The following is a 14,259-nucleotide window of genomic DNA, read 5'->3' on the forward strand; positions in this document are numbered from 1 at the left end:
TGCACTCTTCACCTTATTCAAACCTGTGCGATCCACTTGCGATGGGTATGGATCGACATCAAAACCCCAAACGCTGACAGCAGCGTCACCAGCGAAGTTCCTCCGTAGCTAATGAACGGCAACGGCACCCCCACGACCGGCAACAGGCCACTGACCATACCGATGTTGACGAAAACGTAAACAAAAAAAGTCATGGTCAACGCGCCGGCGAGCAATTTGCCGAACAGCGTTTGCGCCTGGGCGGTGATCACCAGCCCGCGACCGATCAACAACAGATAGATCAGCAGCAGCGCGCAAATCCCCACCAGACCGAACTCTTCGCCAAGCACGGCAATGATGAAGTCGGTGTGGCTTTCCGGGAGAAAGTCCAAGTGTGACTGGGTGCCGAGCAGCCAGCCTTTGCCGAATACGCCACCGGAACCGATCGCGGCTTTGGACTGGATGATGTTCCAGCCGGTGCCGAGCGGATCGCTTTCCGGGTCGAGGAAAGTCAGGACACGCTGCTTCTGATAGTCGTGCATGACGAAGAACCACATCGCCACCGACACCGGCACCGCCGCCGCCAACACGCTGAGAATCCAGCGCCAGCGCAGGCCGCCCATGAACAGCACGAAGGCGCCACCCGCGAGAATCAGCAACGAGGTACCGAGATCGGGCTGGCGCACGATCAGAATGAACGGCACGCCAATCAGCATCAGGCTGATGCCGACGTGCTTGAGCTGCGGCGGCAAGGTGCGTTTGGACAGATACCAGGCGATGGTCGCCGGCATGAGGATTTTCATGAACTCCGAGGGCTGGAAGCGGATCACCCCGGGGATGTTGATCCAGCGCGTGGCGCCCATGGCGTTGTGGCCCATGATGTCGACGACGATCAGCAATATCACGCCGATCACGTAACCGAGCGGCACCCAGCGCGCCATGAAACGCGGTTCGAACTGGGCGATGACAATCATCGCCACCAGGCCGATGCCGAAGGATGTGGCCTGCTTGCCGAGCAGATCCCAGCTCTTGCCGCTGGCCGAATACAGCACGAACAGGCTGCCGGCGGCGAGGATCAGCAACAGGATCAACAGCGGGCCATCGATATGCAGTCTTTGCAGCAACGTCGCGCGGCGACGCATCACATCCTCGCTGGAGAGCATGCGATCGAAGTTATTCATCACGGGCCGGGGCCTCCGCAGTGATAGGGCTGGCGTACTCGGCTTTCAGGTGGCCGTCCTGGTCGAGCAACCAGGCGTCCATGACCTGGCGCACCACGGGCGCGGCAACGCCGGAACCGGACTCACCGTTCTCGACCATCACCGACACGACGATTTTCGGATCATCGGCCGGGGCGAAGCCGACGAACAGGGCGTGGTCGCGGTGGCGTTCCTGGACCTTGGAGCGGTCGTATTTCTCGCCCTGCTTGATCGCCACCACCTGCGCGGTACCGGACTTGCCGGCGATGCGGTATTGCGCGCCGATCGCCGCTTTGCGTGCGGTGCCACGGGCACCGTGCATCACCTGCTGCATGCCGTGGTTGACCTTGTTCCAGTCGGACGGGTCGCGCAGGACGATATTCGGCATCGGGTTTTCATCCACTGGTTTGACCCCGTCGAGGGACTTGGCCAGGTGCGGACGGTTCCAGATGCCTTTGTTGGCCACCAGCGCCGTGGCCTGGGCCAATTGCAGCGGCGTCGACTGCATGTAGCCCTGGCCGATCCCGAGAATCAGGGTTTCGCCGGGGAACCACGCCTGTTTGCGCGTCGCGCGTTTCCATTCGCGGGACGGCATCAGGCCGGGGGATTCTTCGAACATGTCCAGCGAGACCTTCTGGCCGATGCCGAACTTGTTCATATAGGTCGACAGCCGATCGATGCCGAGCTTGTGCGCCAGGTCATAGAAGTAGGTGTCGTTGGACCGCATGATCGCCGTGTCGAGGTCGACGAAGCCGTCACCGGTACGGTTCCAGTTGCGATACTTGTGGTCGTAGTTGGGCAGCATGTAATAGCCCGGGTCGAACACCCGGCTCGAAGCCGTGACCACGCCAGCGTCAAGACCGGCAATCGCTACCGCCGGTTTGATCGTCGAGCCCGGCGGGTACAGACCACGCAGCACGCGGTTGAACAACGGCCGGTCGATGGAATCACGCAATTCGGCATAGGCCTTGAAGCTGATCCCGGTGACGAACAGGTTCGGGTCGAAACTCGGCTGACTGACCATCGCCAGCACTTCGCCGGTTTTCGGATCAAGCGCCACCACCGCGCCACGTCGCCCGCCCAGCGCGGCCTCGGCGGCTTCCTGTAATTTGATGTCGAGGCTCAGGACGATGTCCTTGCCGGGAATCGGATCGGTGCGCTTGAGCACCCGCAACACGCGGCCACGGGCGTTGGTCTCGACTTCCTCGTAACCGACCTGACCGTGCAATTCCGGCTCGTAGAACCGCTCGATGCCGGTCTTGCCGATGTGGTGGGTGCCGCTGTAGTTGACCGGATCCAGCGATTTCAGCTCTTTCTCGTTGATCCGCCCCATGTAGCCCACCGAGTGCGCAAAATGCGCGCCCTGCGGGTAATGCCGGACCAGTTGCGCGACCACTTCCACCCCGGGCAGGCGGAACTGGTTCACCGCGATCCGGGCGATCTGCTCTTCGGTCAGCTCGAACAGTATTGGCACCGGCTCGAACGGCCGGCGCCCCTGCCGCATGCGTTTTTCGAAGATCACCCGGTCCTCGGGCGTCAGCTCCAGCACCTCGACGATGACATCGAGCACCTGCTGCCAGTCGCCGGAGCGCTCGCGGGTCATGCTCAGGCTGAAGCTCGGCCGGTTGTCGGCCACGACCACGCCGTTGCGGTCGAAAATCAGCCCGCGCGTCGGCGGAATCGGCTGCACGTGGACGCGGTTGTTTTCCGACAGGGTCGAGTGGTACTCGTACTGGATCACCTGCAGGTAATACAGACGCGCGATCAACACACAGATCAGCGCCACGATCACGATCGCACCGAACACGACACGGCTGCGCACCAGACGGGCGTCCTTTTCGTGGTCCTTGATGCGGATCGGCTGAGACATGAGGGCAGGCTTACTTGTGGTAAGGGTGGCCGGACAACACGGTCCAGGCACGGTACAACTGTTCGCCGATCAGGATCCGCACCAGCGGGTGCGGCAAGGTCAGCGGCGACAACGACCAGCGCTGGTCAGCGCGGGCACAGACTTCCGGTGCCAGCCCTTCCGGGCCGCCGACCATGAAGTTGACCGTGCGCGAATCCAGGCGCCAGCGATCGAGTTCGACCGCCAGTTGCTCGGTGCTCCACGGCTTGCCGTGAACCTCCAGCGTGACGATCCGCTCGTTGTGCCCGACCTTGGCCAGCATGGCTTCGCCTTCCTGGCGGATGAAACGGGCCACGTCGGCATTCTTGCCACGGGTATTGAGCGGAATTTCCACCAGTTCCAGCGCCAGCTCGGACGGAAGACGCTTGGCATATTCATGCCAGCCTTCTTCCACCCACTTGGGCATGCGTGAACCGACGGCGATCAGGCGCAGTCGCACAGCGATCCCTTAGAACTGGTCTTTGTTGAGCTTGGTGAAATGCTCGTGGGTGTTTTCCGGGCTGTGGTGCTTGGCATCGGCCGCACGGCTTTGCTCGGCACCTGCCCACAGGCGCTCCAGGTCGTAGAACTGACGCGCCGAGGCAGTCATCATGTGCACGATCACCAGATCGAGGTCGAGCAGAACCCAGTCGCTGTCGCCCTTGCCTTCTTCGCCCAGTGGCTTGGCGCCCTGCTTCTTCACTTCCTCGCGGACCTTGTCCAGCATCGCGTTGATCTGGCGATTGGAGGTACCGGTGGCGATGATCATGTAGTCAGTGATGCTCTGCTTGTCGCGCACATCGATGATCTGGATGTCCTGGGCCTTGACGTCTTCCAGCGCGGCGACGGCAATCTTGACCAGTTCGTCGCCCTTGAGCGGCTCGTTGGTGTTGACGGCTTCCGGCAGTGGTGCGCTCTTGAACGTGCCTTTGCGCTTTACTTTCGGTAGATCTTTATCAGTCATATGTAACTCGTTTTGCTCATGTATTCGGCGGCTTGGGGATACGGTGATTCGTATCAGTGAAGCACGCCTTGTTCAGTTCGACGCACGGTACAGACCGTGCGCATCGATGTAGGCCAGGACCGCGTCGGGCACCAGGAAACGTACCGACTTACCGCTGGCCAGCAGTTGACGGATCTGGGTGGCGGAAACCGCGAGCGGTGTCTGCCAGACGAATGCAATCTGTCCGCTCGGCCCTTTCAGGGCCAGCGGGTCGCTCACCGAACGCGCTGCCAGCAGGTTGCGCAAGGCATCCGGCGGTTCGCTGTCGGCGTCCGGGCGCTGTAGCACCAGGATGTGGCAATGCTGGAGCAACTCTTCCCAGCGGTGCCAAGTGGGCAGGCCGCAAAATGCGTCCCAGCCCAAAAGCAGAAAAACCTGGGTCTCGGCGGGCATCTCTGCGCGCAGCGACTCCAGGGTATCGATGGTCCAGGACGGTTTGTCCCGCTGCAATTCGCGGGCGTCCACCACCAGCGGCGGCAATCCGGCCACCGCGCACTCGACCATCGCCAGCCGATCCTGCGCCGACACCTGCGGCGTCCCGCGATGTGGCGGCCGGGCGTTCGGCATCAGGCGCAACTCGTCCAGCGCCAGCGCTTCGACAACTTCCAGTGCGCCACGCAAATGGCCGATGTGCACCGGGTCGAACGTACCGCCCAGCACGCCAATGCGTTGCGGGCGCGACTCGCTGCCGGTGTGCGGCGCTGTCAGGTCGAGGTCGGTCAAGTCAGACCGTCGCCTGGCCGCGCAACTGGCCATCGCCGACCACGATGTACTTCTCGCAGGTCAGCCCCTCGAGCCCGACCGGGCCGCGGGCGTGCAGCTTATCAGTAGAAATGCCGATCTCGGCACCCAATCCGTATTCAAATCCATCGGCAAAGCAGGTCGGCGTGTTGATCATCACCGAGGCCGAGTCGACTTCCGCCACGAACCGCCGGGTGTCGGCGAGGTTTTCGCTGACGATCGAGTCGGTGTGATGGGAGCCGTAATGGTTGATGTGTTCGATCGCCTGCTCCAGACCGTCGACCACGCGGATCGACAGAATCGGCGCCAGGTACTCGGTGTGCCAGTCGTCTTCGCTGGCCGCGACCGCTTCGATGATCGCCCGGGTGCGCTCGCAACCGCGCAGCTCGATGCCTTTGTCGCGGAACTGCGCGGCCATCGAAGGCAGGAAATTCTTGGCAACAGCCTGATCGACCAGCAGGGTTTCCATCGCGCCGCAGATGCCATAACGGTAGGTCTTGGCGTTGAAAGCGATGCGCTGGGCTTTGGCCAGATCGGCGTGTTCGCTGACGTAAACGTGGCAGATGCCGTCCAGGTGCTTGATCACCGGCACGCGAGCATCGCGGCTGATACGTTCGATCAGGCCACGGCCACCACGGGGCACAATGACGTCGACGTATTCCGGCATGCTGATCAGCGCGCCGACGGCGGCACGGTCAGTGGTTTCGACCACTTGCACCACAGCGGCGGGCAGTTCGGCTTCGGCCAGACCGCGCTGAATGCACGCGGCAATCGCGCGATTGGAATGAATCGCCTCGGAGCCACCGCGCAGGATGGTCGCGTTACCGGATTTCAGGCACAGGCTGGCGGCATCGATGGTCACGTTCGGACGGGATTCGTAGATGATCCCGATCACGCCCAGCGGCACGCGCATCTTGCCGACCTGGATGCCCGACGGACGGAAGCTCATGTCGCGGATCGCGCCGACCGGATCCGCCAGTGCAGCGACCTGACGCAAGCCGACGATCATGCCGTCGATGCGTGCCGGGGTCAGTTCCAGACGCTCCAGCAGCGCCGGCTCCAGACCGCTGGCGCGACCGGCAGCCAGATCCAGCTCATTGGCAGCGGCCAGCTCGGCGCGCGCAGCGTCCAGAGCATTGGCGGCAGCCTGCAAGGCGCGGTTTTTCTGCGCGGTGCTGGCGCGACCGATGACCTTGGAGGCAGCGCGGGCGGCGCGACCCAATCGGGTCATGTAGTCAAGAACGGACTCAGTCATGGTCTGCTGGGGTCTTGGCAAAGAGGAAAGCGGCAGATTATAGCTGCCGCGTCCCGGGACTAACAGCGGTGACGGGCGGATGGTCGAAATGAGCTGCGTTTGCCCGTCGTTCAGACGTAATTAAGCTCAGCGTTGTTATCATCACGACCTCTTGAGCCTGGATAAACCTTGCCCATCATGACCAACGTGCCCCTTTGCCCCGAGTCCGCGCGCCTGCCCGTGGGCCTGCCGGACAGTTTTTTCGACCGCGACGCCCAGGTTCTGGCGCAGGCGCTGCTCGGCAAAGTCATCCGCCATCGCGTCGGTGACCTGTGGCTGAGTGCGCGAATCATCGAGACCGAAGCCTATTACTTCGCGGAAAAAGGCAGTCATGCCTCGCTCGGTTACACAGAAAAGCGTAAGGCTTTGTTTCTGGATGGCGGCCACATCTATATGTACTACGCCCGCGGCGGTGATTCGCTGAACTTCAGTGCGCAAGGTCCGGGCAATGCCGTGCTGATCAAATCCGCCTATCCGTGGGTCGACGAGGTCAGCGGCCCGGCGAGTCTGGCGCAGATGCTGCTGAACAATCCCGATGCCCAGGGCCGACCGCGGCCGACGCAGAAGTTGTGCGCCGGGCAGACGCTGCTGTGCAAGGCACTCGGTTTGAAAGTACCGATGTGGGACGCCAAGCGTTTCGATCATGAATTGTTGCTGGTCGAAGATACGGGGCCGGCACCCTCGCAGATTATTCAAACCACCCGGCTGGGCATTCCGCTGGGCCGTGATGAACACCTGATGTATCGCTTCGTTGACGCTGCGTATGCGCAATGGTGCACGCGGAACCCGCTGCGACGGGGTCAGGTCGAAGGCCGGGATTATTTCCTTCTGTAAACGCTTACCCCTGTAGGAGCTGCCGCAGGCTGCGATCTTTTGATTCTGCTTTAAATAAACAAGATCAAAAGATCGCAGCCTGCGGCAGCTCCTACCGGAATCATCAATAGTCTGGAGTTTTTCTGTATGGGCCCATGGCTCGATAGCATCACCGGATGGCTCGGCGCCAATCCGCAGTGGCTGGCCGCAGCGGTGTTCATCGTGGCGTGCGTGGAATGTCTGGCGATCGCCGGGCTGATCGTGCCGGGCACGGTGTTGCTGTTTGCCGTGGCGGTGCTGGCCGGCAGCGGCGCGCTGTCATTGAGCGAAACGCTGCTGCTGGGCTTTCTTGGCGGCATTCTTGGCGACCTGATTTCCTACTTCCTCGGCCGCCATTTCCACCAGAACATCCGCCGCCTCCCCGGGCTACGCCATCACCCGGAATGGATGGCCGGCGCCGAGTCTTACTTCCAGCGCTATGGCATCGCCAGCCTGCTGGTCGGGCGTTTCATCGGCCCGCTGCGGCCGATGCTGCCGATGGTCGCCGGGATGTGTGACATGCCCTTCCCGCGTTTCTTCGCCGTCAGCCTGCTGGCCGCTGCTGGCTGGAGCCTGGCTTATCTGTTGCCGGGCTGGGCCACGGGCGCAGCGTTCCGCCTGCCATTGCCTGAAGGTTTCTGGCTCGAAGCCGGGATTGTCGCGGCCAGCATTGCGGTGATGGTCGGCCTCAGCGTCAACAGCAGCGTGCGCCGCCATCGTCGCGCGACAATCTGGATCGGCGGCATGAGCCTGTTGATCCTGATCGGGCTGTTTATCGGCTATCCATACCTCACCGCGCTCGACAACGGTGTGATGACTCTGGTGCAGGAACATCGCCAGCCAGCGCTGGACGAAATCGCCGTGACGCTGACCCTGATCGGCGAATTCCGCAACATGCTGCTGTTCAGCGCCCTGCTCGTCATATTGCTGTTGCTGTGCAAGCAATGGCGCCAGGCGGTGTTCGCGGGCGCCACCATGCTGATCACCGCCATGGCCAACACCGGCACCAAGTATTTTTTCGCCCGGGTACGCCCGGAAGTGCTCAGCGATCCATTGACCACCTACAGCATGCCCAGCGGCCATGCTTCTGGCGCATTCGCCCTGTTCCTGACGCTGGGTGTCCTGGCCGGACGCGGGCAGCCGCCACGCATGCGCCTGACGTGGCTGCTGATTGCCTGCATCCCGGCATTCTCCATTGCTTTGTCGCGGGTCTATCTCGGCGCGCACTGGCCAACCGACATATTGGCCGGTGCAATGCTTGCAAGCTGCGTCTGCGCCGCGATGCTGTGGTCAAACCAGCGGCAGGCGCCGCTCAACGCCATGCCTTTCAAGATCTGGTGGCTGATCCTGCCGTCCATGGTCGCGCTGTTCGGATTCTTCGTTATGCGCCACTTGCCACATACATTGTTGCGTTACGCCTACTAAAACAGGCAATTTACAAGCGACATTTCTTATACGCCGCTCCTTCGGAACATTCCGACAAGAGCGGCGCTTGCAACCTACGCAAACTTCCTCCCTCCCGGTTAACTTTCCTGGTTATAAAACCGACATTTCCGCATTCTCGATCGACGCAAAACTAGCGTTACATATTCAAGTTGAAACATGCCTGCTCAGTGTTTCGCGCTTTTGAAAAACCGTTAGATTGATGGGCCCGACTCGGACATTTGCTGGCTATCCATATTTATTCAAACCACGCATTGCAGTTCTGCCGAGTCATACAACAATCCATTTCTTATCGAGTCTTTCATGAGTCCAAAAATACCCCGCAAGACGTCAGTCACAACGACGCATCAAACTGATGCAAACGTGCCAACGCCACATCGGCCCATGTTTGATGTCAGCAGCATTGAAATATCGCCAAGAGCCGGCATCCCCGATCTTGCGCTGCACAGTACCAACTTCGACAGCGCCCTTGCCGATGCGAATCCGCGGTTGCCTGCGGTTGAAATCTTTCAGTTACCGGCACACAGCGCCTATCGCTCGGAACATTCCACTTCAATAAACGATTACTGGTTATCGGAGACCTTTGTGCGTGGAATGCAGCCTGCCGACAATGATGGATTTCGCTGGATCGTTGGCAGAAAGTTCGCAGACGTCGAATATCAGGGAGCTCTGCAAACCACGCATGTGGGTGAGGATGAAACCGGCGCATTACGCAGCAAGTTACTCACCGAGCGCGTTCCCTCCGGACCGCGCCTGTACAAAAACGCAGACAGCCCCACCTGGCGCCTGACTGAACAACCCGCGCCAAAGCGACCGCGCCTCGCCCCCGTGACAACACCCATCAATCAAAGTCGTTACAGCCCATCCTGGCGTTCGCCGGATGCTCAGGGCTATTACGAAATGAATCCGCTATTTGGCTCACGCAAAGACGACATGCTGTTCGCCTTCCGGGATTCATATGGCAATTACATAGCGGTTGATCCTCCAGCGGGTGGATTCGCAGCGTCGCCGCACCACCTCAAACAGTGGACCGATCATGAGATATGGCAGCTATATGGGCTACAGGGCGAGGACATCGCGCGCTTTCGTGTCCAAGCCCAGGCCACCGGCACGCCGCCACAGTGGGCACACCCCACAACCACGGAAAATCCGCGAACCGATCTGCTGCGCGACTCGTTGCGCTGGCTGCACCCGCAGATGGGCTTTGCCGAGCGCGAAGCCTTTCTGCAATCGTTCAATCTGCTGCCCAGGCAACTGTCGCGTTTGCAGCAGGAAATGGCCAGCCATCTGACGCTCCCGGCGTGGGCACTGGCGCACAAGCGCTTGCTGGAGGACGTCAGCAACCCGCAACGCTTCGACCAGTTTGCCGCCGATGCGCTCGGGCAGCTCAATCTCAAGCGCAATGCCCGCCACGACTGGTACGACGCAGAAAGCAGCCTGACCCCCGAGGTGCGCGAAGCGCTGTTGAAACAGCTCGGTTATCTGCGCAACAAGAACAACTGCCTGTACCGCACGGACATTCCGGCGCTGTTTCGCGGTGACGAGCGCACGCCGTTCGAGCTGGCGAACGACGGCACCATGCTGCCGCGCTATCACCACGAACCCGGCGCGACCACACACAAGCCGATCAGCGCGACGTTCAGTCTCCAGGCAGGACAGGGATATGCCCGCACCCCCGATCCCGAATACCTGCGTTTCAACAGCCAGACCCATAAATACCCGGGACGCGACACGGGCGACAGCGGTTCGGAAAGCGGCGCAAGCGACGCCAGTGATACACCGAGTGACTCCTCGTCAGACTGGTCGGATCCTGACAGCCCTGTGGCATGGGATCACGAGCGCGGCTACCGGTCCACGCGCACGCGGCAGACGGAAATGTTTCTCTACGCGCTCGACACGCGCGATCTGGAGGTCGTCCCCCACGAAGAAAACATGATGTTCAATTCCGCTGCGCGTGACACCCCGCCGACCTGGTTCCCCTCCGACGATTTCGAAGGGCTGATCTCGGTCACGCGCAGCGGCGTTTCAGCCGAGCGTGTCTGGTTACTGAACACAGACCTGACCAAGGGCGCCAGGGTCGAAGACATCAAAGAGCAGGCTGGCGCAAACGCTGATCGCATCGAAGCGGCCACCCATGCCGGGCACTCCAACCGGTTCGAATACGACCAGTTGATCGACCAGGTGGAGGCGGCGGACCTGCCGATACTCAGGCTCTCAGGCAACAAGGACGAGTTTGCCCATGACATCGCCTGGCCCGAACTTCAGATGCTCAAGTAAAGCCGCCAGGGAAACCGGCTCCTCATGCACACCATTAAAGGATTAATACGTGTCGAAACTCATCGTTCCCGCGGCTCATGTCGCCCACGTGCGCGCGCTTCAAGTTACCCCCATAGACGCCTCGGCCAATGCCCATACGCCGTCCACATCCATGCCCGATCGAGCGGACGTGCCAGGCGAGGTGCCTGACAGCCCCCCATCCCTTCGCCAGACTCTGAAGGCAATCGACAAACACCTGGGCCCACTGCGTATCGGCGAGGTCGTGATCAGTCGGGTCGAGTTGCAAGCGCTGGGGGCGACCGTCGACGGTCAACCTGTCAGTCCGGCGAATGCCAACATGAAGCGCGTGGATCAGGCTTTTCTGGACGGACTCCATTTCGAGTCCGCAAAGGTGCAGTCCCGCTTGCAAGCCGTGGACTTTCCCGACAATGACATGGCGGCACTGCTGTTCTATGAGATTGCCTGCAAGCGCTCGGTCGATGCCGGCCCATTGTTCGTCAGTGATACGCCGCTGGTTTCGGGCAGCGCCATGGATCGTCTCAACAAATTGGGCAAGGCTGCGCAAAAGCTGGAAATCCACCGGGCGGACGCGATCGAACACGCGCCCGGCTGGATCAACAAGACCAAAAGCTATTTGATGAGCGGCGCAGGAGTCGGCATGCAAGCCTTCGGCATCTACAGCGGCTACATGGCCCTGACCGATGCGATCAAAAAAGGCGAGGCGCTGGAAATGCTCTACTACGGCGGATCCATCGCCGCAGAACTCGGCTCGCTGATCATCGAGCGGGGTCTGGCCAGAACCGGCCAGGCGATGCTGACTCAGGGCAGCAATGTCCTGAGGGGTTTTGCGCTGACCTCGATCGGCAAATACATGAGCCGTGGCGCGGGAATGTTCGCCAGCGCGATCACCTTGCCGTTCGACATTGTCGACGCGATCAAATCGTTCAACGCCGCCGCCGCGTCATCGGGCAAAGAAGCTCAGGACCATTATTTCAGCGCTGCCCTGAGTGTAGCGGGCGCTGGCATCAGCCTGGTGCTGGGCGTCGCCGCGCTGGCCGGTTTCGGCAGTGTTGCCGGCCCGCTCGGCCTCGCGGCTGCCGCACTGCTCATCTCCGGTTCATTGATCTATCAAGCCGCCAGGGTCGTCGACCAGATCGATGATTACATCGAACTGACAACACTCGAGCGTCTGCGCTCGGGATGGTTCGCTTTTACCGGCAAGGAACTGGACGCCGAAGTGATGGATCGCTTCAAGCTGTCCAGGCTTTCCAGTGACTACGAAAAACAGCTCGAACTGTCGGCCAAAGACATGCTTGCCGGCGCTTACAGCGACTCCATCGCCCAAGTGGTCAATGGCGCGTTTCGCGCCGAATTGCGCCCTGTCGAACTATGGCGTTACCAGTGGGACGAAAGCGTCGGGCAGCCGCCGTTCAGACTCGACAGCCAGGCGGTGATCGTTGGCGGCGACGATATCATCGATGCAAGCCATGGATTACCCGACAACCTCAAGGGCGTTGTCAACGGCAGTGCAGGCGAAGGCAAAGGCGTGTTCTGGCGCCTGGGCGATGGCAATGACCGTGTCGCCGGCGTCAAGGCGCAGCCCAACCTGTTTACCTACCGCCAGGGACACAAGGCGCTCAGCGGTGGCGACAAAAACGATGCGTTCTATCAGCAGGTCGCTGACGAGGAACTGGATCGGCTGACCAAACCACCGCACATCAATGTGCTGGATGGCGGCGACGGTAGCGATACCTTTGCGTTCGAAGGCCAGCGGCCGGCCACTGATACACGATACATCGGCCATCGGATTGACCTGCCGAGCGGCAAGGTCACGCTGCGTGGTCTGGACCCGGAAGGCCCAGGCATTGAAGTCGCGCACCTGACATCGTTCGAGAACGTTTCGACGCTGCGCAGAGGCAGCAGCCACGTCATCGGCAGTTCCGAGGCCAACCAGATCTCCGCCCATGGCCATGATCGCGTCAGCGCCGGTGCCGGCAACGACACGATTGCCATCTACGGCCTCGAATGTCACGTGGACGGCGGTAGCGGCGTCGATCGCTATTACATCGCTCACACCAACGCACGCACGACAATCACCGAGGACAGCGCGCATTCGAGCGTGATCGAAATGGGCTGGCCGCACGCGGTGATTCAGCGCTGGCAGATCATCGGCACCTCGCTGGTGATCAATTCCTTGCGCGGCAAGGACGGCGACGACCCAGACCACGTGCTGACCCTGGAAAACGTCTATCGAATGGTCGACGGCCAGCGTCGGTTGCATAACGATCGATGGCTGTTCCGCACCCAGGATGGCTACGAACTGCTGGCTCAGCTCCCTCAGGAACCAGGTCCAGCGCCGAGTCAGGACATCGATGTCGCCGTGACCGTCATTGGTCAGCCCGCCCCTGCCCCGGCGATCGTCAATGGCGGTACGGTGACGATCGACAATCAGAGCCTGGGCCGGCATTTTGTCACCCGTACGCAGCGCGAGGTCGAGTTCGTCATCGCACGCAGCGCCACCAGGCCGCGCAGCGTTTTTCTGGACTACGGCGACGACGAAATCATCGACGTCGAGCTCAGCTATGCCCTCCAGGTGCGCAAAGGCGTTTCGGGCAATACTCACCTGACCTACAAAGACTTCTGCCTGTCGCTGCGGTTGCCGGCAAAAGTGCTGGCATTCAAGGGCGTGATTCAACCGATTGCTGCCGCCACCGGGTACAGCGGGCGCAACAGCCTCAAAGTCACCACGCCGCAACTGGCGCAAGACATCGTTGTGGTCATGCGGGACGGAGTGTCCTATCGCCTGCAACTGCCGCACCTGGACTACGAAGCGGACGCCAACAACCCCGGCGCACGACAGGTCAGCACTCGAAGCTGGCTGAAACGGCGCAACGGCAAATACCCGTTCACCCGGCCCACCATCAGTGAGAAGCCGCTGCTGACCGATCGCCCCAGCAAAATCGTCATCGAATCCCGGGCGCATACCGGCATTTATCTGCTTGAGGGTCACAGCGCCACGTACGACATCTACCTGGCCAGCAACTGCATCGTGCGCCTGGCCACACCTGGGGCTGCAGCAAAAACGGCCAACGCCTCAAGCTGGAATCTGTACACCAGGACAATGGACGAAACCGTCACTCGCGACGAAATCCAATTGCAGGACAACCGCTTGCGCATCGCCAGCGTGACTGTCCAATTGCCGGATATCGGCGATGACACACCGGTGGAATCGGTCAGCGTGGCAACCACCGCCGGTAATCTCTATCAAGTCTCGCTGCTGTTCGAGATGTTGCAGCTGTACGTGATCAATGCCCAAGGCTACGCCAGCGTCGATGCGCTGTTGGCCGAAATCGAGCAACACCGGCAGCGCAACGAGTTGGCAGCGCGGGTCTACGTGACTCACATCGGCTACCAGCCCGACACAGTGGGCACGCTGGTTTACAACTCGGTAAACCGCCACTGGAGCCTGCTGACTGATCGGCAGACACGCGTCAAACGCGAAGACCTGTTCATCCCCGTCAACATCAACTGACCGCGCGCTGCCGGTTTCAACAACGTGCCGGGATGGACCTGAGCTCCATCC

Annotated in this window: 10 protein-coding genes; 4 read left to right on the forward strand and 6 right to left on the reverse strand. The window is 61.1% G+C overall.

Annotation, left to right across the window (positions count from 1 at the left end):
- Positions 1-17 precede the first annotated feature (17 nt).
- The 6 genes from rodA to D8U60_RS21510 all read right to left on the reverse strand — a co-directional run bounded on the left by rodA (position 18) and on the right by D8U60_RS21510 (position 6,065).
- Positions 18-1,121 (reverse strand): rod shape-determining protein RodA, encoded by a 1,104-nt coding sequence (gene rodA, locus D8U60_RS21485; RefSeq protein WP_050977864.1) that lies wholly within the window; start codon positions 1,119-1,121, stop codon positions 18-20.
- A gap of 31 nt (positions 1,122-1,152) precedes the next feature.
- Positions 1,153-3,048: a penicillin-binding protein 2 gene (gene mrdA / locus D8U60_RS21490; RefSeq protein WP_071173699.1), complete on the reverse strand. Its 1,896-nt coding sequence runs from the start codon at positions 3,046-3,048 to the stop codon at positions 1,153-1,155.
- A 10-nt stretch (positions 3,049-3,058) separates the two neighbouring features.
- Positions 3,059-3,526: a 23S rRNA (pseudouridine(1915)-N(3))-methyltransferase RlmH gene (gene rlmH, locus D8U60_RS21495; RefSeq protein WP_011063671.1), complete on the reverse strand. Its 468-nt coding sequence runs from the start codon at positions 3,524-3,526 to the stop codon at positions 3,059-3,061.
- Positions 3,527-3,535: 9 nt separating this feature from the next.
- A complete protein-coding gene (gene rsfS, locus D8U60_RS21500; protein WP_016773024.1) occupies positions 3,536-4,030 on the reverse strand; it encodes a ribosome silencing factor in 495 nt (164 codons plus the stop codon).
- Between the two features lie 72 nt (positions 4,031-4,102).
- Complete coding sequence (nadD, locus tag D8U60_RS21505; protein WP_016773023.1) at positions 4,103-4,792, reverse strand: nicotinate-nucleotide adenylyltransferase; 690 nt, start codon at positions 4,790-4,792, stop codon at positions 4,103-4,105.
- Between the two features lies 1 nt (position 4,793).
- Positions 4,794-6,065, reverse strand: coding sequence for a glutamate-5-semialdehyde dehydrogenase (locus tag D8U60_RS21510; RefSeq protein ID WP_130900873.1), 1,272 nt, complete (start codon positions 6,063-6,065; stop codon positions 4,794-4,796).
- Between the two features lie 177 nt (positions 6,066-6,242).
- On the opposite strand from D8U60_RS21510, the gene D8U60_RS21515 reads away from it, so the two are divergent.
- From D8U60_RS21515 to D8U60_RS21535, 4 genes are all read left to right on the forward strand, one after another.
- Positions 6,243-6,938, forward strand: coding sequence for a DNA-3-methyladenine glycosylase (locus D8U60_RS21515; protein ID WP_024014453.1), 696 nt, complete (start codon positions 6,243-6,245; stop codon positions 6,936-6,938).
- 126 nt (positions 6,939-7,064) lie between these two features.
- On the forward strand, positions 7,065-8,381 hold the full coding sequence (locus tag D8U60_RS21525; RefSeq protein ID WP_016773020.1) for a bifunctional DedA family/phosphatase PAP2 family protein: 1,317 nt from the start codon (positions 7,065-7,067) through the stop codon (positions 8,379-8,381).
- Positions 8,382-8,783: 402 nt separating this feature from the next.
- Complete coding sequence (locus tag D8U60_RS21530; RefSeq protein WP_241663563.1) at positions 8,784-10,676, forward strand: hypothetical protein; 1,893 nt, start codon at positions 8,784-8,786, stop codon at positions 10,674-10,676.
- 181 nt (positions 10,677-10,857) lie between these two features.
- Positions 10,858-14,208 (forward strand): calcium-binding protein, encoded by a 3,351-nt coding sequence (locus D8U60_RS21535; protein ID WP_241663564.1) that lies wholly within the window; start codon positions 10,858-10,860, stop codon positions 14,206-14,208.
- Positions 14,209-14,259: the final 51 nt, after the last annotated feature.

Origin of the sequence: Pseudomonas sp. Sample_11, from assembly GCF_004307505.1 — a bacterium.
GTDB classification, from domain to species: domain Bacteria; phylum Pseudomonadota; class Gammaproteobacteria; order Pseudomonadales; family Pseudomonadaceae; genus Aquipseudomonas; species Aquipseudomonas atacamensis.